The following is an 18,622-nucleotide window of genomic DNA, read 5'->3' on the forward strand; positions in this document are numbered from 1 at the left end:
GGCCTTTATTCATTGGATAGGGCCTCCACCGGATTCAGACGCGCCGCCTTGAGCGCCGGCGCGAACCCGAACACCAAGCCAATCACCGCCGCGCACAGGAAAGCGGCCACCGCCACCGGCGCGGAAAACAGGATTGGCAGGCCGAACAGCCGCAGCAGCAGCCCCACCGCCACGCCCAGCGCCACGCCGATCAAACCGCCCAGCGCCGACACCACCACCGCCTCGGTGAGAAACTGCTGCAGGATATTGCGCTGGCGAGCACCGGTGGCCATGCGGATACCGATCTCATGAATGCGCTCTGTGACGCTCACCAGCATGATGTTCATCACCCCGATGCCACCCACCAGCAGGGAAATGGCGGCGATGGAACCGAGCAGCATGGTCAGGGTGTTCTGGGTGTCGGAGACCATGTCCAGCAGCGAAGCCATGTTGAACACGCGCACGTCCTCGGTGCCGTGGCGCTGAGTGAGCAATTCCACCGCCGCCTGCTCGGTGACGTCAATCTGGTCCACGTCGTCCACCGCCAGGGTGATGGAACGCAGGTAGTTCTGGCCGAACAGACGCAGGGTGCCGGTGGACAGCGGCACGAACACCACATCGTCCTGGTCGTCGCCCCAATTGGTGGCGCCCTGCTCGCCCATCACGCCGATCACCTGGAAGGGGATGCTGTCGAGCAACACGAACTGGCCCAGAGGATCGGCGTCGCCGAACAGGTTCTCACGGACGGTCTGGCCGATCACCGCCACCGGCGCGTAACGATCCTGGTCCCGTTGCGAGAAAAAGATACCGTTCACCGGCTGCCAGTCGCGCAGGGAAGGATAGTCGCTGGAGACCGCCTTGACGCTGGTGGTGATGTCGCGGCCCTGGGCCCGGGCCGTGACGCTGCCGGAAATTTCCGGCACCGCCATGCGCACATTGGGCACCTCCCGCAGCGCTTCCGCGTCCGCCGGCACCAGGGTGGCGATAACGCCGTCGGAAACCCGCCGCTGGCCGCGGTCCGGGCGGATTACCAGCAGGTCGGTGCCCATGTCGCCGATGCGCGCCACCACGTCCTGCTTGGCGCCCTGGCCAATGGCCAGCATCACCACCACGGCGCCCACGCCGATCACGATCCCCAGCAGGGTAAGCAGGGTGCGCAGCCAGTTGGCGCGCAGTGAGCGCAACGCCATGATCACCGCCTCGGCCACCTCGCCGAACTCCGGCAACGCGGATTCACGGGGCGGGCTCAGGGTATCCGGCGCCGTTTCCGGCGCGGCCCGGGACGGCCGCCGGCGGGTATCGGACAGAATGTCGCCGTCGTGCAGCTCCACCACCCGGTCGGCGTGGGCGGCCACCTCCGGGTCATGGGTGATCACGATCACCGTGTGGCCCTGGTCCGCCAGGCTCTGCAGTTGCGCCATGACGGCGTCGCCGCTGGCGCTGTCCAGGGCACCGGTGGGCTCGTCGGCGAGGATCACCCGGCCACCGTTCATCAATGCCCGGGCGATGGAAACGCGCTGCTGCTGGCCGCCGGACAACTGATTGGGCCGGTGATCCAGGCGCTCGCCCAGGCCCAGCCCGGCGAGCAGATGACAGGCCCGCTCGCGGCGCTCGTCCCGGGACAGGCCGGCGTAGATGGCGGGCAGCGCCACGTTTTCCCAAGCGCTGGCGGTACCGATCAGATGGTAGCTCTGGAACACGAACCCGAACATCTCGCGGCGCAGCCAGGCCAGTTCCTGGTGATCCAGCTCGCTGACGTCACGGCCGGCGAACCGGTACTGCCCATCGCTGGGCCGGTCCAGGCAACCGAGGATGTGCATCAGGGTGGACTTGCCGGACCCGGAGCTGCCCATGATCGCCACGAACTCGCCCGCGTCGATGCGCAGATCAATGCCGTGCAGCACCTCCACGTCCTGTTCGCCGCCGGGATAACGCTTGCGAATCCCGGTCAGCTCGATCAGCGGGGTCATCAGAACAGACCCCGGCGCCGGGGTTCATCACTTTGCTTGGCCTGAACCTGCCCCACCACCACGGTTTGTCCTTCTTCCAATCCCTCGGTGATTTCCGTGCGCACCCGATCGGTGACCCCGGTTTTCACCGCCTGGCGGCGCGGCGCGCCCTTGGCCGACAGCACCCGCACATAGGTGCCTTCGGCGTCCCGTTTGACCGCGCCGGCGGGCACACTGAGGGCGTTGTCGGCGGCGTTGACCACGAAGAACACCTGGGCGGTCATGCCGGACATCAGGCGCCCCTCCGGGTTGTCGATATCGAACTCGGCGGTATAAAGCACCACGTTGTTCACTTCCTCCGGGGTCGGCAGCACCTGCCGCAGGGTGCTGTCGTAACGCGCCTCGCCATTGCCCAGGGTATTGAAATACACCGGCATGCCCGGCGAGAGCCGGTCCACGTCCGCCTCGGACACCTGGGTGGATACCGTCATGGTGGAAAGGTCGGCGATGCGCATCAGGGTGGGCGTGGTCTGATTGGCGTTCAGGGTCTGGCCCTGGCGCGCCTCCAGGGTCACCACGGTGCCGTCCCGGGGCGCGTAGATGGTGGCGTACCCCAGGGTCGCCTGATCGCCTTCCAGGGAAGACTGGGTTTGCTTGATTTGTGCCTGCAGCACCTTGATCTGGGCGCGGGTGGTGGCCAGGGTGGCGCGGGCGCTTTGCCAGGCATCATCGCTGGTGGCGTCCGCTTCGCGCAGCCGCTCCTGGCGTTCGAACTGCAGGCGCGCCAGTTCCAGCTCGGCGTGCTGCTGCTCCAGTTGCGCGCGCAGGGCGTCCAGTTCCGCCTTGCCCTCTTCCACCCGGGCCTGTTGCACGGAGGCATCGATCTCCGCCAGCAACTGGCCTTCCTTGACGGTGTCGCCCACGTCCACGTGGAGCTTCTCCAACTGCCCGGACACCTGGGCGCCCACGTCCACGTAATCCAGCGGCTCCAGGGTGCCCAGGGCGGTGACCAGATCCTCGATGTCGGTGCGCTCCACCTCGGCGGTGCGCCACTGGCCGGCGCCGCCGTCGCCGGCGGGCCACAACCAGGCGCCCAGCGCGACCACCAGAACCAGCAAGGAGAGAGACACCCAAGGATGACGCTTGATCCAACCCATCACGAAATCGCCTGCATTAAGAATAGGCCCACCCTAGCGCGAAAAGATGCAAACAATATGAGCACCACACGCAACCAGCGTGCACGCTCAGCCGTCACCACCTTCCCGAAACGGCGCCACCAGATGGGTAAGATTCTCCACGCTCAGAATCATCGCCAAGGCCATCAGACGGCCCAGCTCGCCACGCGGAAAACCACGATCGGCAAACCACAGGAGGTAAGCCTCGGGCAGGTCCACCAGCGGCCGCCCCTGGTACTTGCCGAAGGGCATGGTGCGCTGGCAGACGGCGATCAGATCTTCGTTCTTGAAACTCATGGCATGCCGGATTCGAGCGGAAAACGACGGCAGCCTAACGCGCCCGGCGGCGCCTGCCAACGCCGAGCGCCCCTGACGCGGGTTTCAGTGGCCGTGGCCGTGCAGCATGCAGACGTGTTCGTTGTCGCCGCGCTCCACCTGCAGGGTGCTGTGGTCGATGCTGAACCCGCTTCGCAAGTCCGCGGCGAGACGATCCAGCCAGGCGTCGCCGGGGTGGCCGTCGGGCATCACCAGGTGCACGGTGAGAGCGGTTTCCGTGGTGCTCATGCCCCAGATGTGCAGGTCGTGGATGTCGAGCACGCCCTCGCGATCACGCAGCCAGGCGTCCACCTCGGGCAGGTCGACGTTGTCGGGCACGCCGTTCAGGGCCAGCTTGAGGGAATCCCTCAGCAGGCCCCAGGTGCCGGCCACGATCACCACGGTGATCACCAGGCTGACCACCGGGTCCAGCCAGTTCCAGCCGGTGTAGAGGATCGCCAGGCCGGCCAGCACCACGCCCACCGACACCGCCGCGTCGGCGGCCAGGTGCAGGAAGGCGCCGCGAATGTTCAGGTCTTCCTTGCTTCCCTTCACGAACAGCCAGGCGGAAACCGTGTTGATCAGCACGCCGATGGCGGCCACCACCATCACCGTTACCGAGGCCACCTCCGGCGGGTCCATGAGGCGGCGGATGGCATCCCAACCAATGGCGCCGCAGGCGATCATCAGGAACATGCCGTTACCCAGGGCGGCGAGGATGGAGCTGCCGCGCAGGCCGTAGGTGAAGCGGTTGTCCGGCACGCGGCGGGCGAGCAATGCACCCACCCAGGCCAGCACCAGGCCGAGCACATCGGACAGGTTGTGGCCGGCATCGGCCATCAGCGCCGAGGAGTGCGCCAGGAAACCGTAGACGAATTCCACGACGGTGAAGCCCAGGTTCAGGGCGATGGCCAGCGCGAAGGCGCCGTTCAGATTCGGCGCCGCGCCATGGGCGTGGCCGTGAGGGTGGCCATGATGGCGGCCGTGGTCATGGGGCATGAAATAAGCCTCCTTGGGTGCGATGGCGCCAGTAAAACACCTGTAGTGGCTACAGGTTCAAGCCCGGTCGTGAATCATCGGCCCGGGCGTGCCATCCACGCCAAGCCGCCGGGCCGCCTCGGCCAGCCGACGGTCGCGGGTCCACAGGCTGGTGGCCTGACTCAGCCGCGTGGCGGCCAACAGATGGGCGTCGACGAACCCGATGCCCCGCCCCATCAAACCGTGCCGCTCGATCAGAAACAGCACCTCGTCCTGGTCCGCCACCGGCACGCCGGGCAGGCCGCGCAGCAGCTCCAGGACTTCATCACGGCGGGCCAGGTTGCCACAGGCCAGCTCCCCCACCACGAACGGATGCATGCGCACCCGATCCGCCTCGAGCAGGCGCACCAGACCCGCGTCGCCCGCGCGCAGATGGTCGACCCACACCGAGGTATCCACCAGCACCATGGAGGCGGCGGCACTCACCGGTAATCGGGGCGCCGACGGGCCGCCACCTCCAGGTCCGGCTCGGAGCCACCCAGCCGCGCCAGCCGGCGCGCGCTCTCGCGCTCGATCAGCGCCACCAGCGCCTGGCGGATAAGCTGGGTGCGCTCCTTGACGCCGGACAGCCGCTGGGCTTCGGCCAGCAGTTCATCGTCGATGTTGATGGTGGTACGCATGCTAACCTCCTGACCCCGGCGGTTCGGCACGGGAATGGAAAACGCCCGGGAAGCATCAAATATGTCACCGAATGATGACCATATCCAGCGCGCATTTACCAAACCACGTCCGCTTCACTGAACCCCCGGCGCGATACCTGTAATCATTACAGGTTCCAATGACGGACAACGAGAAGGAAAAACATGTACGCCATCGGTGCCCTGTCCCGCGCCACCGACTGCAAGGTGGAAACCATCCGCTACTACGAGAAGATCGGCCTGATGCCGGAACCGGCGCGCAGCGACGGCAACCAGCGCCGCTATGCCGACCGCCACCGGGAGCGGCTGCACTTCATCCGTCATGGCCGTGAACTGGGCTTCAGCATCAGCGCCATCCGCGAGCTGCTTGATCTGTGCGACCGGAAACATCGGGACTGTGCCGCCGTGGACGCCATGGCCCGGCGCCACCGGGACGCGGTGGCCGATCGTATCCGCGCGCTCACCGCCCTGCGCGACGAGCTGGACCGCATGATCCGGCGCTGCGCCGGCGGCGACGTGGCCCACTGCGGAGTCATCGAGGTGCTTGGAGACCACCGGCTGTGCCGCCACGACCATGGTTGAAGCCGATTCCTCCTTTCGGTTAGGTCGCTTTCTTGACCCTCCGGGGTTAGAATCGCCCCCGCCTCATTCCCGCAGTCCTGCCTGGAAGTACCCCAATGTCCGTTGTGCTGCTTGTTCTCGTGGCTCTCGGGTTCGTGTCCATCGTGGCGGAGGACCTGGTCCACATCGATAAAGCCAAGACCACCCTGTTCTTCGGGTCCCTGGTCTGGGTGCTGCATTTCATCTTTCCCCCGGCCGGCGAAACCCTTGAAGGGTTGATGGCGTCCCTGGATGACAACCTGCTCGACATCGCCTCCCTGTGGCTGTTCCTGATGGCCGCCATGACCCTGGTGGCGTATCTGTCGCACAAAGGGGTGATCGACGGCATCGTCAACGCCCTGCTGCCGGAGCGCATGAGCGAACGCAAGCTGATGCTGCTCACCGGCTTGTTCGCGTTCTGCTTCTCATCCATGGCCGACAACATCACCGCCACCCTGGTGTGCATCGCGGTGCTGATGAACCTGCGTCTGCCCCGGAAGAAAATGCTGCGTTACGTGGTGCTGGTGGTGTTCTCGGTGAACGCCGGCGGCACAGCGCTGATCACCGGCGATGTTACTACATTGATGATTTTCCTGGCCGACAAGGTGGAAATCCCGGATCTGATTCTGCTCAGCCTGCCGGCCTTCATGGCGGTGGCGGTGCTGTCGCTGTTGCTGTCCCGAGGCCTGACCGGGGAGTTGGTGATGGAGAAGCGCCACACCGAGGTCGCCAACGGCGACAAGGCGGTGGCGGTGCTGTTTTTCTGCACCATCCTGAGCACCATTTTCGGCAATGTGTTTTTCGGCATTCCGCCGGTGCTGACGTTCCTGTTCGGGCTGTCGCTGATGTTCATGGTGGTGCAGTTCCTGAACCGCGACGAGCCGACCCTGGATTACATCCGCAAGATCGAGTTCGACACCCTGCTGTTCTTCCTGGGCGTACTGCTGCTGGTGGGCATGCTCAAGGAACAGGGGGTGCTGGCCTACTTCCCGAAACTCTACGACTTCCTGCCACCGCTGGCCGCCAACTATGTGATGGGCCTGGTGTCGTCGCTGTTCGATAACGTGCCGCTGACCGCCGCCCTGCTCAACTCCGGCATCAGCATGACCCTGGATCAGTGGCTGACCCTGACCTACGCGGTGGGCGTGGGCGGCTCCCTGCTGGTGATCGGCTCCGCCGCCGGCGTGGTGGCGATGAGCAAGGTGGACGGTCTCACCTTCGGCAGCTACCTGAAGTACTCCGGCTACCTGCTGGTGGCCTACACGGTGGGTTTCCTCGGCGTGCTGGCCCTGGGCTCACTGCTCCAGGCCGCCGGCTAGCCCCCCACGCCGACGCCGGCTAGCGCCCTAAACCCACAGCACCGAGCTGACGTTCGCCGCGCCCATGCGGCCGGCGAACACCCGCCCGGGCCGGTCACCGGCGGCGCCGGCGCACACCAGCGCCGGCATCAGGTGTTCCTCGCGGGGATGGGCGAACGCGCCGCCCGGCGCGGCCCGCCATTGATCCAGCCGCCGCCCCCGTTCGAGCGTCGACAGCCCAGGCTCGGCCAGGGTGTCGCGCAGCCAGTCCTCGAACGCCCGGTTTGCTTCCAGGGCCGCCAGCGAACGGTCCCGGCCCATCAGCACCGCCATGTTGTGGAATGAGGAGCCGGAGCCGATCAGCGCCACGCCATCATTCAGCAACGGCGCCAGCGCCGCGCCCAGCCGCCGGTGCAGAGCCGGCTCCAGGGAGGAATGCACCGACATCTCCACCACCGGCACGTCCGCCGCCGGGTACATCAGCGACAGAGGCACGAACACGCCGTGGTCCAGACCGCGTTCCTGGTCCACCGATGCCGGCACCCCGGCGTCCTCCAACAGCGCCCGGGCCCTTTCCGCCAGCGCCGGCTGCCCCGGCACCGGATAGCGCAGCGAGTAGGCCGCTTCCGGGAAGCCGTAGTAGTCGTGGATCAACGACGGCGACGGATGGCCGGTCAGCGACACCGGCGACGCTTCCCAATGGGCGCTCACCAACAGGATCGCCTTCGGCGTCGGCGCGACCGCCGCCAACTCCCGCAGGGACGCCACCAGCTCCCGGTGGCCGGGGTCGTTCAGCAGCGGCAGCGGGCCACCACCGTGGGTGAGGTAAGCGATGTAGGACATGACGTTCTCCCGATATGGACCTTCAGGATACGCCGCCCGACACCGGCGATGGATTGAACCATTGACGCGGTGCCATCGATTTTTCCGGGCCAACGCTCAGCGGCACCCCTCCGCCCCCACCGGCACATTGGTAAGCAGAAGGTAGCGACGATCCTTCGCCAGCGCGAACAACGGCACCGACAGGCCGCGCTCAAAAGCGGCCCGCTCCCGGGGCCGCACCGCCAGATAAAGCGGTCGCCCGGGCGCCGACCGGAGCACCTGCCGGGCCTGCTCCGGTGTCCAGACGCGAGGCGCCTCGCGGCCGTAATAACGGGCCGAGAACGGCACTTCGTCCAGATACACCAGGGGCGCCCAAAGGGCGGCGGGCTGCCGTTGATAGCAGGCCAGCAACGCCTTTTCGGTACGCAGGGTGCCCGGGTTCGCGAGCACATAGGCGCCCGCCACCAGGGACAACACCGGCACCGTCAACGCCAGCCCCGGCACCCAGCGCGATGCCCGCCCGCGCCCGCCCAGGGCCCGGGTCAACAACAACGCCATGAACGGCAACCCGGGCAGCACATAGGTGGCCAGAATATTTCCGGAAAAGGTGAAAAACAGAGTAGGCACGAAGGCGGCCGGAATCAGCAACCGGTTGTCGTTATCGCGGAGCGCCGCGCGCAGCCGGGCGCGCCCCTCGGCATCACGGAGCCGGGCCGGCAGTAGCACCAGCGCCCACAGGGACCAGGGGAAGGCGGCGTACAGCGTCAGTAACCAGATGGTGCCCCGAGGCTGGTCGTGGGCGGTGCCATAACGGTCACCGGACCAGCCGGCGTCGAGGAAACGCTGAAAGTGCTCGCCAACGATGAAGTAATGCAGGAACCCCGGCGTCTTGTGTTCGGCGGCCAGGTACCAGGGCAACGTCAGCAGCAGCGTGACCAGCCCGCCGCGCCACCAGGGTAGCCGATGCCACAGTTGCCACCAGCCACCGCTCCATAGCGCCCACGCGAACAACGGCGTGCCCACCAACACCAGGGCCAGTGGCCCCTTGGCCAGCAACGCCACCACCAGACCGAGAAAGAACAACGCGCCCCAGGGCCGCCCCTCACCACGCAGTACCAGCCCGGCGGCAACCAGGGAGGTAGTGGTTCCCAGAGCCAGGAACGGATCGGTAAGCACCGCGCCGGCGCACACGAACAGCAAGCCGGATGACGCCGCGATCAGTGCCGCCACCGGGGCGCTATCGCGGCCGCTCAGGCTGCGCGCGTAACGGGCCACCAACGCCAGGATCAGCAGACAGGCCAGCCAGGACGGCAGGCGCAGCGCCAGCTCGTTGCCGCCCAGGGTCAGAAAAGACAGTGCCTGTACCCAGAACGCCAGCGGCGGCTTGCCCCAGAACGGTACGCCGGGGGCAAACCAGGGCGTGATCCAGTCGCCGGTCACCGCCATCAGCCGGGCAATGGCGCCGTAGCGCGCCTCGGTGGTATCGGTGAGAGGCAGCAGCGCCATGGTCGGCAACCGGCTTAACACGACCACCGCCAGCAACACCCACGGCGCGATCCGGCGGCTAGCCGGCATCCGCATGGGGCACTCCCAGGGAGCGGCGCCGGGGCGGCGCCGGCTCGCGGCGGAGGCTGGCGCGATCCACCACGTCACGCACCAGATAGATCGGCCTTTGCTTGGTTTCCAGATATACCTTGCCGACGTACTCGCCCACGATGCCGATGGTCAGCAACTGCAGCCCGCCAAGAAAAGTAATCAGCGCCGTCAGGGAGGGATAACCGCGCACCGCCACCCCGAACATCAGCGCCTTGGCGATGATCCACAATCCGTAGCCCCCTCCCAGCATGGCGGCCAGGGCACCAATCACCGCCGCCCAACGCAACGGCGCCACGGAAAACGAGGTAATGCCTTCCAGCGCCAGGCCCACCAGTCGCCAATACCCCCACTTGCTATCGCCGGCGACCCGCGCCTCACGGTCATAGCGCAATACCACGGTGGGCAGACCGACCCAGGCGAACAGCCCCTTCATATACCGGTTGCGCTCGTCCAGCCGTCTCATCGCCTCCACCGCGCGCCGGCTCATCAACCGGAAGTCCCCGGTATCGGCGGGAATGTCCGAGCGGCTCAAACCACGCAGCAAACGATAAAAGAGATGAGCGCTGATCCGTTTAAGGCGGGTTTCGCCGGGCCGCGAGCGGCGCTGCATGAGCACCACGTCGGCGCCGGCGCGCCAACGCTGGATCATCGCTGGTATGCGCTCGGGCGGGTCCTGAAGGTCCGCGTCCAGCACCACCACCGCCTCGCCGCGGGCATGATCCAGGCCGGCGGTAAGCGCCGCCTCCTTGCCGAAGTTCCGGGACAAACGCACCACGCGAATCCAGGGGCGCTCGGTGCATCGCGCCATCAGCCATTCAGCGCCGCCATCGGTACCGCCGTCGTCAACGAAAACCGCCTCGAACGGCAGACCGGTGCCCGCCATCACCCGCGCCAGTCTTGCCACGCATTCCGGCAACACTTCGCGCTCGTTGTAGAACGGCACCACCAGGCTGATCACCGGTTCCGCCATGGTTCTAACCCGTGGGATGAGAGCCGTCATGGAAGACCCACCTTTTGTAGAGCGTGTAGTTACTCAACGCCACCAGAGCGGTGGTCAATACCTGGGCCGGCGCCACCGCCAGAGCCAGCGTCTGGTGAAGGAATACAAAGAACACGCCGTTCAATACCCAGCCCAGTACACAGGTCACCGCGTAACCGGGGAGCGCGCCGGCGGGACGGCCGCCTGCGAAGGTCCACTTTTGCTGCAGGGGGTAATTAGTGGTCGCCCCGGCCAGGGCACCACCGGCGGTGGCGACCGCCGGCGCCAGACCCACCGCGATCAATCCGGCCATCGACAGCCAGTGGACCAGGGTCGCCATGCCTCCGGAGCATAAGAACCGTAGCGGTCGGGTGGCGCGGGCGAATTCCATTAGCGGCTCTTGCGCACGAAGCGGGCCAGGTGCAGCGAATGGAGAAAACGCCGCTGAGCCAGGTCGCGATCCAGTTGAAAACCTTCCGCCTTCAGGTCCGCCACCAGCTCGCTCAGGGACGTATGGTTCTGGCGGTGGCGGCGACCGCCCAGGGCGGCGCGCAGGCGCCGCTTGAGGCCGGTGAATGACCACGGCGACAAGTAAGACACCAGCAGGTAACCGTCACAGACCCGCGCCATCTCGCGCACCAGAGCAAGGCGCCGGGCGCGCTCCTGGAAGTGATGCAGCAGGCGGAAGCACACCACCGCCTGGAAGGCCCGGTCCTCCCAGGGCAGCGCGAACACATCGCCCTCGCGCACCTCGGCGTCCGCGCCATCGGTGGCCAGCAAAGTCCGGGTGTGAACTACCGCCGCGGAGCCAAGATCCAGGGCCGCCACGCGCAGGTCCCGTTCCGCCAGCCACAGGCTCAGGCGGCCGGCGCCGCATGGCGCGTCAAGCACCCGCGACCCGGGCGGCAAGGCCGGAAACGCCCGCGCCACCAGCGCCATTTCCGCGTGGTGCTTGGCGGGCTTACGCCGCGTGTAATGCTGTACCGCGCTCGGCTCCGCTTTTACGCGGCGCCGGTCCGGCAGGGTTTGTTCAGACATAATCAGGGATTCCATCGGGCGCGCGAGGCGCGGGCAGCTTCAAGCCGGGAGCGTAAAGGCAGGCGGTACGCAGCAGGCTGTCGCGACCGGCCTGGTCCAGAAAGGGCGCCCGGCGCAACAGTTGATCCAGATCGGAGCGGGCGGCGGCGGCCACGGTCAGCCGGCGACGCCAACGTTCCAGATCCAAAAGCCTTACCCGCAGAGTGATCGGGTCCACCAGAATATGGTCCGGGTAGCAGGCGCCATGCTGAAGACGGCGCCGGTGCAGCACCGCCAGGGCGGCGCCCACCGATACCAGCGCGCAGGCCAGATGCGCTCCGGGCATTCGCCCGGCCAGCACGGACAGCGGCACGAACCCCCGTGGCGCCCGGGTCACCAGGATCGCCTGGTCGCCTCGCTCCGCGTAGCAGACCCAGTCCACCACCGGCAGCGTCGGCGACCAGGACAGTGCCTGGAATTCGTGGAAATAGGTCGGCCGGAGACGGCCTCCGGTGGCCGGCGTGCGCCGGAACTGAGCCACCTGGCGCTTTACATAAAGGGTTTCCGCTTCACCGGTGGGCCCCGGCAGCGTCAAGCGGCTCACCGCGCTCCAGCCACCACGCCGGAAGTTGGGTGGTTCCACCCAATCAGCGGGCAGCCGCCACCAGTCATCGAACGTGAGCAAATCCCGGGCGCCAGGATCGGCGCACCAGCCCGGAGCGACATGCGTAATCGTCATGTCCCGGTCCTCTCTTCAGCCAAATCACCAAAGCAGGGTGGAACCGGGGACTTAAGCGAGACTTAACGAAAAACAATCAGTCCCGGTGACGCTCGAGACCTTCATTACGGCCGATGCGCAGCCCCGCCAGATGAGTGATACCGCGCAGACGCAACAGGGCCCAGACGCTGCCCGCCAGACCGATCACCGGTGCCAGATAGAGGGTATGGTCGGTGAGAAAATTAATCGCGAGGCTGCCAACCAGCATCAGAACGAACACCACCAGAAAGCCCCAGAACGGTCCCTTGCGCATATCCTCACCGACAATGACATTGGAATCGCCGGGCAGTGTAGCACCGGGAACCGCCCCGGGGCCCGGGGCGGCATGGGTCAGCGCTGCAGTTCGCGGATTTTATGTCGCGAGAACAGCGGGTAAAGGGCCGGCAGCACCAGCAGGGTGAGAGCGGTGGCGCTGAGCAGGCCGCCGACGATCACCGCCGCCAGCGGGCGCTGCACCTCGCTGCCGACGCCGGTGGCGAGCAGCATCGGGATCAACCCCAGCATGGAGGTAAGCGCGGTCATCAGCACGGGTCGTAGCCGCGAGACAGCGCCTTCGAACACCGCCTGCTCCACGCTTTCGCCGTCGCGCAGGCGGGCGTTGATGGCTTCCACCAGCACCACGCCGTTGAGCACGGCAACACCGAACAAGGTAATGAACCCCACCGAGCTGGGCACCGACAGGTACTGGCCGCTGAGCGCCAGGGACAGGATGCCGCCGATCAGCGCCAGGGGCACGTTGACCAGAATCAGCAGCGCCTGGGCCAGGGAACCGAACGCGAAGTACAGCAGCAGCGCGATCAACGCCACCGCCACCGGCACCACCAGCAGCAACCGTTGTTGGGCCCGTTGCTGGTTCTCGTACTGGCCGCCGATGTCGACGCTGTAGCCGGCGGGCAGCTCCACGTCCCGGTCGATGGCGGCGCGGATATCGCTCACCACCGAGCCCAGATCGCGGCCGCTGACGTTGGCCTGTACCACCACCCGGCGCTGCACGTCGTCGCGGCTGATCTGCGGCGGCCCGCTGATCTGCTCCACCCGGGCCACATCGGCCAGGCGCACCCAGGCACCGTCCGGGGTCTCCAGACGCAGCTCGCGGATACGCTCGGCGTTGGCGCGGGCGTCCTCCGCCAACCGCACCTGGATGTCATAGCGCTCATTGCCGTTGATCACCTGGCCGGCGCTGGCGCCACCCAGCCCCAGGCTGACCAGCTCCATGACCCGGTCCACGCTGAGGCCGTAACGGCTCAACGCGCGACGGTCCGGCTCCACTACCAGCTGCGCCTCGCCGGCGATCTGCTCGAGCTGCACGTCGGTGGCGCCGTCGACGCCGCCCACCACCCGGTTGATGGCCTCGCCTTTTTCCCGCAGCACCGCCAGGTCCGGGCCGAACAGCTTGATGGCAAGCTGCGCCTTGACCCCGGAAAGCAGCTCATCCACGCGCATGGCGATGGGCTGGGAAAAGTTGAACAGCAGCCCGGGGTGGCGGTTGAGCCGCGCCAGCATCTGGCGCTGCAAATCTTCACGGCTATTGGCGCTGGTCCACTGGTCCTGGGGCTTGAGGCCGATGTAGATTTCCACGTTGCTGACCGGCTCCGGGTCGCCGCCGATTTCCGCGCGGCCCACGCGGCTGAGCGCATAGGTCACCTCCGGAAAGGTCATCAATTCCCGTTCCAGTTTGCGGCCCACCTCCTGGGAGGTGGCCAGGCTGGACGACGGCGCCAGCGTGACCCGCAAGGCCAGGGTACCCTCTTGCAGGGTGGGCACGAATTCTGTGCCCACGAAGGGCAACGTGGCCAGAACCAGCGCCAGCAGCCCCAGGGCACCGCCGATCACGGCCTTGCGCGCGCCCCGAGCACGCGCCAGCAGCCGCCGGTAGCCACGTTCCAGGGCCGCCACCGGACGGTTTTCCCGTTCCCGGGGCGGGCGGCGGAACATCAATGACGCCAACGCCGGCACCACCACCAGGGCCACCACCACGGCGGCGGCCATGGCCAGCATGATGCTCACCGCCAGAGGCTCGAACATCTTCGCCTCCACGCCCTCGAAGGCGAACAGCGGCGCGAACACCACCAGAATGATGGTGGCGGCGAAAAATACCGGTCGCGCTACTTCCTGGGCGGCGTCCTTGATGCGCAGGGCTATGCCCTCCGGCGCGCTGGCGCCGGGCGGCGGCGCGCCCGTGCCAGGGTGGCGCGGGTCCGGTCGGTTCAGGTGCTTGAAGATGTTCTCCACCATCACCACGGAGCCGTCCACCAGCATGCCGATGGCCACCGCCAGCCCCCCCAGGGACATCAGGTTGGCGGACATGCCCAACGACGCCATCACCAGCAACGCCACGCCGATGGACAACGGGATCGACAGCAACACCAGCAGGGTGGCGCGCAGGTTCATCAAGAACAGCGCCAGCACCAGCACGATGAACAGAAACGCCAACAGCAGGGCGTTGACCACCGTGGATACCGCCTTCTCGACCAGACCGGCCTGATTATAGAAAGGCTCGAAACGCACGCCCTCGGGCAATGCCTGCTCGATGCGCGCCACCCGCGCCTCGATGCCATCGATGGTGGCCTTGGTATTGGCGCCCATGCGTTTGAGCACAATGCCCGCCACCACCTCACCCAGCGCCTCCGGGTCGCCGTCGGCGTCGCGCCGGGTCATGGTCAGGGCGCCCTGGCGAATTTCCGGGCCAAAGCCCACCTCCGCCAGGTCGCCAACGCGCACCAGGGTGCCGTTCACCTCCTTGACCGGCATGGCGGCGATGTCCTCCAGGCCCTGCCGGCCATGGCCCACCCAGCCCATGCCACGGATCACCATCTGCTCGGCGCCGCGATCCAGATACCAGCCACCGGCATTGCGGTTGTTGGCCCGGATGGTGTCCATGACGTCGCTGAGGGTCAGGTCATAGGCGAGCAGGCGGGTGGGATTCACGTTGACCTGGTACTGGCGCACCTCGCCCCCGTAACTGAGCACGTCGGTGACGCCGCCCACCGGCATGAGCAGCAGTTTCACCACCCAGTCGTTGAGGCTGCGGAGGGTCATGGCATCAATGCCGGAGCCCGGTTCAGCGGTGAGCAGGTACTGGTAAACCTGCCCCAGGCCGGAGGTATTGGGCCCCATCTCCGGGGTACCCACGCCGTCGGGGATATCCTCCCGCGCCGCCTGCAGCCGCTCGAACACCAGTTGCCGGGCGAAATAGATGTCGGTGCCTTCATCGAACACCACGGTGACGATGGACAGGCCGGTCTTGGAGATGGAACGCACCTCATCGACCTGGGGCAAGGCGTACATCACCGCCTCGATCGGGTAAGTAATCAACTGCTCCACTTCCTCGGCGGCCAGGCCTCGGGCCTCGGTGTTAACCTGCACCTGAACATTGGTCACATCCGGGAAAGCATCCAGCTTGAGGCTCGGCAACCGCCAGGCGGTAACGCCGACCAGCACCAGCAGGGCGAGCAGGACCAGAAGACGGTTGGCCACCGCCCAGTCCACGATTCGATTGAACATGGTCGCTCCTCAGTGCTGGTGAACCTGGAAACCGGATTTGGCCTGTTCGCCGGCCAGGAAGAAGGCGCCCCGGGTGACTACCCGGCTGCCCGGCTCAAGGCCGGTAATGCGCCGCCGGCCTTCGAGCTGATCGAGCACGGTGACTTCCATGGCCCGGTAACGGCCCGGCTCCTGCTCCACGAACACCTGCCAGTCACCGTCCGGACCACGGGTCAGGGCCTCCTCGGGCAAAGACAGGGTGTCGTCGGGCAACGGCAGTTGCAGGGCCACATCGGCGAACATGCCGGGATGCAGCAGATGATCCTGGTTGGGCACCGCCACGCGCACGCTCAGGGTACGCGTCACCGGGTCCAGCCGGTGGCCGGACTGAATCACCTCGCCGACCACCTCGGTGCCGTCCACGGACACCCGCGCCGGGGTGCCGGCCGGCACGCTCAGGCCCGGCCGGGGCGGCAGCGCCGCTTCCGCCCACAGAGTCGACTCGTCCACCAGGGTCACCAGGGGCCGGCCGGCGGTGAGCCACTCGCCCTGCTGAAAGGCATCGGTAAGCACCAGCCCGTCATCCGGGGCACGCAGGGTATAAACGCCCTCTTCCGCCTCGCCTTTTTCCAGGGCCTCCAGATCGGCCTCGCCAAGGCCGTAACCCAGAGCCCGGGCGCGCAGGGTCTGGTAACGACCACGGGCGTCCAGATAACGCTGATTGCCCACGGTACGCCGGCCAAGCTGGCCCACGCGGCGCCATTCATCGGCGGCGGTGGCCAGATCGCTTTGCAGCTCGGCCATCACCGGGCTGAACAGCGTGGCGATGGCGTCGCCTTTGTTCAGGTGGCGGCCCAAGGAAACGCGCCGCGCCAGCACCTGGGAGTCGATGCGCACCGGCACCACCCAGGTGCGGTACTGATTGCTGGTGATTTCCGCCGGCACGGTCAGCGCGCGTACCTGATCCGGACGCGCCCGCAGGGCTTCGACGCGCACATCGAGCATGGCGCGCTGGTTCTCGTCGAGGGTGATTTCCGCGGGATCGTGATCCTGTTCCCCGCCTGGCCCTGAGGCCGTGGCATGGTCGCGCTCATGGTCGTGGCCGTCGTCCTCGGCGGCGGCCAGGGGCGCCAGCCACAGGGCCAGCGCCAGAATAGCGATAAGGTGTTTCATGGCGTGGTTCCTTGTTTGGTGACGGAAGCTTCGGTGACGGAAGCTTCGGTGACGGCAGGTTCGCCGGCGGGAGCCGGGGCATCGGCGAGCCCCCGGAGCCAGCCGGAAAGGCCCGCGCTCTCATACAGCCAGTGCACCCAGGCCCGCTGCATGGCCTGGCGCAGCTCCACGCCGGCCTGACGTGTTTGCAGCCGTTCATCCAGGGCGCGCAGATAGTCCTGGGTAGTGAGCTCGCCCTGGCGCCAGACCCGTTCCAGCAGGTCGCCGCTGTCGGCCAGGGGCGCGTCGGCCAGATGCCGCCACTGCCGCCAGCGCTGGCGGCGTTGCCGGTAGTCGGTGAGCGCGCCTTCCAGACGCGCCAGCAGGTCGTTGCGGGTCTTCTCCAGTAGCGCCCGGCGGCGCTCGGTACCGGCCAGGGCGGCCTGGTATTCCGGCGCGCCGGTGTTGAACAGCGGCAACGGCAGGGAGAAATCCAGGCCCCACAGGCTCTCGCCGCCTTCGCGGCCGGCCCGCAGGCCCAGGGTGGGATCGGTGTTTTTCTCCTTGCGGGCCAGGTCCGAGGCCCGTTCGGCCAGGCTCAGTTGCCGCTCCGCAAGGCGCAGGTCATAGCTGTAGGGCAAGCGCGCGCCGGCGTCCGGCTCGCCGGCCAGGGGCCGCCAGCGCTCGGCGTCCGGCAGCGGCCGGCCCGGGGCGGTCACCGCCAGGCGTTCACGTAGCACCACGGTGGCGGCGGTGGCGGCGCTTTCCGCCTCCGCCAGGGCCCGCTGCACCCGAGCCAGCGACAGGTAAGCCAGGCTGGCGTCCACCCGGCCCAGGTCGCCACTGCGCTCGCGGCGGCGCACCAGTTCGGTGAGCCTCCGCAGGCGCTGCTCCTGCTCCCGCGCCGCCGCCAGGCGAGCGCGGGCGGCGTCGAAATCGATCAGCGCCCGCAGGGCGTCGGCGGTCAGCCCGGCGGCGGCTTTCTCGCCACGGACCCGCGCCAGGTCCGCGGCCACCTCACCGACCCGGCCACCGACCCGGCCCTTGCCGGACCAATCCAGGGTCTGGCTGAGCCCCACGGTTCTGGTGGTCTCGGCACTGTTCTCGTAACCAATGTTCAGTTCAGGGTTGTAGAGCGGCTCGGCCAGGGCCCGGCTGTCCGCCAGGTCCGCGTCGAGACGCGCTTGGATCGCGCCACTGGCCGGCAGCTCGGCGAGCCGCCCCTGCAACCAGCGCGCCCAGTCCTGCTCGTTGGCGCTCGCCAGGGGCGCGCACAGCAGCAGAACCAGCCCCAGGGTATACACCCGGAGTATGTTCATGGGATTGCCTCCTCGTTAACGGGATAACACGGGCGACGGGCCCGTGGTGAAACCGGGGAGCCGGAGCTCCGGAGGCTAGGCGATGGGAGGGCGGTAAGGCTGGAAGGTGGGCGCCGGGGGCAGGGCCGGCACGCCGCTGTTGCGCGGTGCGGGCGCCAGCGGCACCGGTGCCGGAGCGACCGCCAGCGGCGACACGAAACCGTGGCACTGGCAGCAATGCGGCGACAGCTCGGTGGCGCCGCCGGCGGCGTGGGTATGTTCGTTCTGGCTCAGCACCGGGTCGCCGTCGTGGCTGATCATGTGCTCATGGACACCCACGTCCGCCACCAGCACATGGATGCTGGTAAGCGAGAGCAGCAGATAGACGAGCACGCGAAAACGGGGCATCCGGATCCAGGGCCAAACCGATTGAGGACCGGAGCAGTATAGGCAACCCCCGCGCGGCGGGCAAAACCCGCCGCCGGGGGGTACGACCGGTAGCAGT

At 67.4% G+C, this 18,622-nt stretch carries 19 protein-coding genes; 2 read left to right on the forward strand and 17 right to left on the reverse strand.

Translation table 11 applies throughout. From position 1 onward, the window contains the following. Positions 1 to 5 precede the first annotated feature (5 nt). The 6 genes from JF515_RS09765 to JF515_RS09790 all read right to left on the reverse strand — a co-directional run bounded on the left by JF515_RS09765 (position 6) and on the right by JF515_RS09790 (position 5,076). On the reverse strand, positions 6 to 1,949 hold the full coding sequence (locus tag JF515_RS09765; RefSeq protein WP_203103659.1) for a MacB family efflux pump subunit: 1,944 nt from the start codon (positions 1,947 to 1,949) through the stop codon (positions 6 to 8). Continuing rightward, positions 1,949 to 3,085: an efflux RND transporter periplasmic adaptor subunit gene (locus tag JF515_RS09770; protein WP_203103661.1), complete on the reverse strand. Its 1,137-nt coding sequence runs from the start codon at positions 3,083 to 3,085 to the stop codon at positions 1,949 to 1,951. Before JF515_RS09770 ends, JF515_RS09765 begins: the two co-directional genes overlap by 1 nt. Positions 3,086 to 3,172: 87 nt before the next feature. Beyond that, a complete protein-coding gene (locus JF515_RS09775) occupies positions 3,173 to 3,400 on the reverse strand; it encodes a DUF3820 family protein (RefSeq protein WP_203103663.1) in 228 nt (75 codons plus the stop codon). Between the two features lie 84 nt (positions 3,401 to 3,484). Beyond that, positions 3,485 to 4,417: a cation diffusion facilitator family transporter gene (locus tag JF515_RS09780; protein ID WP_203103665.1), complete on the reverse strand. Its 933-nt coding sequence runs from the start codon at positions 4,415 to 4,417 to the stop codon at positions 3,485 to 3,487. Between the two features lie 57 nt (positions 4,418 to 4,474). Next, positions 4,475 to 4,882, reverse strand: coding sequence for a PIN domain-containing protein (locus JF515_RS09785; protein WP_203103667.1), 408 nt, complete (start codon positions 4,880 to 4,882; stop codon positions 4,475 to 4,477). Further along, positions 4,879 to 5,076 (reverse strand): type II toxin-antitoxin system VapB family antitoxin, encoded by a 198-nt coding sequence (locus JF515_RS09790; protein WP_203103669.1) that lies wholly within the window; start codon positions 5,074 to 5,076, stop codon positions 4,879 to 4,881. Before JF515_RS09790 ends, JF515_RS09785 begins: the two co-directional genes overlap by 4 nt. 183 nt (positions 5,077 to 5,259) lie before the next feature. On the opposite strand from JF515_RS09790, the gene JF515_RS09795 reads away from it, so the two are divergent. Both JF515_RS09795 and nhaD read left to right on the forward strand, forming a co-directional pair. Beyond that, a complete protein-coding gene (locus JF515_RS09795) occupies positions 5,260 to 5,676 on the forward strand; it encodes a MerR family transcriptional regulator (protein WP_203103671.1) in 417 nt (138 codons plus the stop codon). A 95-nt stretch (positions 5,677 to 5,771) separates the two neighbouring features. Then, on the forward strand, positions 5,772 to 7,013 hold the full coding sequence (gene nhaD, locus JF515_RS09800) for a sodium:proton antiporter NhaD (protein WP_203103680.1): 1,242 nt from the start codon (positions 5,772 to 5,774) through the stop codon (positions 7,011 to 7,013). 27 nt (positions 7,014 to 7,040) lie between these two features. Here nhaD and JF515_RS09805 read toward each other — a convergent pair whose 3' ends face one another. From JF515_RS09805 to JF515_RS09855, 11 genes are all read right to left on the reverse strand, one after another. Continuing rightward, positions 7,041 to 7,835 (reverse strand): DODA-type extradiol aromatic ring-opening family dioxygenase, encoded by a 795-nt coding sequence (locus tag JF515_RS09805; RefSeq protein WP_203103682.1) that lies wholly within the window; start codon positions 7,833 to 7,835, stop codon positions 7,041 to 7,043. Positions 7,836 to 7,931: 96 nt separating this feature from the next. Beyond that, positions 7,932 to 9,395 carry an ArnT family glycosyltransferase gene (locus tag JF515_RS09810; protein WP_203103684.1) on the reverse strand — a complete coding sequence of 488 codons (1,464 nt, stop codon included), beginning with the start codon at positions 9,393 to 9,395 and terminating at the stop codon, positions 7,932 to 7,934. Continuing rightward, a complete protein-coding gene (locus tag JF515_RS09815; RefSeq protein WP_238400953.1) occupies positions 9,379 to 10,410 on the reverse strand; it encodes a glycosyltransferase family 2 protein in 1,032 nt (343 codons plus the stop codon). The genes JF515_RS09810 and JF515_RS09815 overlap by 17 nt, the downstream gene beginning before the upstream one ends. Beyond that, the gene (locus tag JF515_RS09820) at positions 10,385 to 10,780 is read right to left on the reverse strand and encodes a GtrA family protein (RefSeq protein ID WP_274380675.1); all 396 of its coding nucleotides are present in this window, start codon (positions 10,778 to 10,780) and stop codon (positions 10,385 to 10,387) included. Before JF515_RS09820 ends, JF515_RS09815 begins: the two co-directional genes overlap by 26 nt. Continuing rightward, the gene (locus JF515_RS09825) at positions 10,780 to 11,427 is read right to left on the reverse strand and encodes a class I SAM-dependent methyltransferase (RefSeq protein ID WP_203103688.1); all 648 of its coding nucleotides are present in this window, start codon (positions 11,425 to 11,427) and stop codon (positions 10,780 to 10,782) included. Before JF515_RS09825 ends, JF515_RS09820 begins: the two co-directional genes overlap by 1 nt. Continuing rightward, the gene (locus JF515_RS09830; protein ID WP_203103690.1) at positions 11,420 to 12,145 is read right to left on the reverse strand and encodes a lipopolysaccharide kinase InaA family protein; all 726 of its coding nucleotides are present in this window, start codon (positions 12,143 to 12,145) and stop codon (positions 11,420 to 11,422) included. The genes JF515_RS09825 and JF515_RS09830 overlap by 8 nt, the downstream gene beginning before the upstream one ends. A 76-nt stretch (positions 12,146 to 12,221) precedes the next feature. Continuing rightward, on the reverse strand, positions 12,222 to 12,437 hold the full coding sequence (locus JF515_RS09835) for a hypothetical protein (protein ID WP_203103691.1): 216 nt from the start codon (positions 12,435 to 12,437) through the stop codon (positions 12,222 to 12,224). A 77-nt stretch (positions 12,438 to 12,514) separates the two neighbouring features. After that, positions 12,515 to 15,688 carry an efflux RND transporter permease subunit gene (locus JF515_RS09840; RefSeq protein WP_203103693.1) on the reverse strand — a complete coding sequence of 1,058 codons (3,174 nt, stop codon included), beginning with the start codon at positions 15,686 to 15,688 and terminating at the stop codon, positions 12,515 to 12,517. A 9-nt stretch (positions 15,689 to 15,697) separates the two neighbouring features. Further along, positions 15,698 to 16,840: an efflux RND transporter periplasmic adaptor subunit gene (locus JF515_RS09845; protein WP_203103695.1), complete on the reverse strand. Its 1,143-nt coding sequence runs from the start codon at positions 16,838 to 16,840 to the stop codon at positions 15,698 to 15,700. Further along, entirely contained in the window at positions 16,837 to 18,138 is a 1,302-nt protein-coding gene (locus JF515_RS09850) for a TolC family protein (RefSeq protein WP_203103697.1), read from the reverse strand. Before JF515_RS09850 ends, JF515_RS09845 begins: the two co-directional genes overlap by 4 nt. Before the next feature lie 75 nt (positions 18,139 to 18,213). After that, on the reverse strand, positions 18,214 to 18,525 hold the full coding sequence (locus JF515_RS09855) for a hypothetical protein (protein WP_203103699.1): 312 nt from the start codon (positions 18,523 to 18,525) through the stop codon (positions 18,214 to 18,216). Between the last annotated feature and the right edge of the window lie 97 nt (positions 18,526 to 18,622).

Origin of the sequence: Alloalcanivorax marinus (assembly GCF_016785095.1) — a bacterium.
GTDB classification, from domain to species: domain Bacteria; phylum Pseudomonadota; class Gammaproteobacteria; order Pseudomonadales; family Alcanivoracaceae; genus Alloalcanivorax; species Alloalcanivorax marinus_A.

What these genes read in the sequence shown, in the direction of transcription:
- JF515_RS09855 (WP_203103699.1), bottom strand. Translation starts at nt 18,525, where the DNA reads ATGCCCCGTTTTCGCGTGCTCGTCTATCTGCTGCTCTCGCTTACCAGC.
- JF515_RS09850 (WP_203103697.1), bottom strand. Translation starts at nt 18,138, where the DNA reads ATGAACATACTCCGGGTGTATACCCTGGGGCTGGTTCTGCTGCTGTGC.
- JF515_RS09820 (WP_274380675.1), bottom strand. Translation starts at nt 10,780, where the DNA reads ATGGAATTCGCCCGCGCCACCCGACCGCTACGGTTCTTATGCTCCGGA.
- JF515_RS09830 (WP_203103690.1), bottom strand. Translation starts at nt 12,145, where the DNA reads ATGACGATTACGCATGTCGCTCCGGGCTGGTGCGCCGATCCTGGCGCC.
- JF515_RS09840 (WP_203103693.1), bottom strand. Translation starts at nt 15,688, where the DNA reads ATGTTCAATCGAATCGTGGACTGGGCGGTGGCCAACCGTCTTCTGGTC.
- JF515_RS09815 (WP_238400953.1), bottom strand. Translation starts at nt 10,410, where the DNA reads ATGACGGCTCTCATCCCACGGGTTAGAACCATGGCGGAACCGGTGATC.
- JF515_RS09790 (WP_203103669.1), bottom strand. Translation starts at nt 5,076, where the DNA reads ATGCGTACCACCATCAACATCGACGATGAACTGCTGGCCGAAGCCCAG.
- JF515_RS09780 (WP_203103665.1), bottom strand. Translation starts at nt 4,417, where the DNA reads ATGCCCCATGACCACGGCCGCCATCATGGCCACCCTCACGGCCACGCC.
- JF515_RS09810 (WP_203103684.1), bottom strand. Translation starts at nt 9,395, where the DNA reads ATGCGGATGCCGGCTAGCCGCCGGATCGCGCCGTGGGTGTTGCTGGCG.
- JF515_RS09825 (WP_203103688.1), bottom strand. Translation starts at nt 11,427, where the DNA reads ATGTCTGAACAAACCCTGCCGGACCGGCGCCGCGTAAAAGCGGAGCCG.
- JF515_RS09845 (WP_203103695.1), bottom strand. Translation starts at nt 16,840, where the DNA reads ATGAAACACCTTATCGCTATTCTGGCGCTGGCCCTGTGGCTGGCGCCC.
- nhaD (WP_203103680.1), top strand. Translation starts at nt 5,772, where the DNA reads ATGTCCGTTGTGCTGCTTGTTCTCGTGGCTCTCGGGTTCGTGTCCATC.
- JF515_RS09775 (WP_203103663.1), bottom strand. Translation starts at nt 3,400, where the DNA reads ATGAGTTTCAAGAACGAAGATCTGATCGCCGTCTGCCAGCGCACCATG.
- JF515_RS09835 (WP_203103691.1), bottom strand. Translation starts at nt 12,437, where the DNA reads ATGCGCAAGGGACCGTTCTGGGGCTTTCTGGTGGTGTTCGTTCTGATG.
- JF515_RS09795 (WP_203103671.1), top strand. Translation starts at nt 5,260, where the DNA reads ATGTACGCCATCGGTGCCCTGTCCCGCGCCACCGACTGCAAGGTGGAA.
- JF515_RS09765 (WP_203103659.1), bottom strand. Translation starts at nt 1,949, where the DNA reads ATGACCCCGCTGATCGAGCTGACCGGGATTCGCAAGCGTTATCCCGGC.
- JF515_RS09770 (WP_203103661.1), bottom strand. Translation starts at nt 3,085, where the DNA reads ATGGGTTGGATCAAGCGTCATCCTTGGGTGTCTCTCTCCTTGCTGGTT.
- JF515_RS09805 (WP_203103682.1), bottom strand. Translation starts at nt 7,835, where the DNA reads ATGTCCTACATCGCTTACCTCACCCACGGTGGTGGCCCGCTGCCGCTG.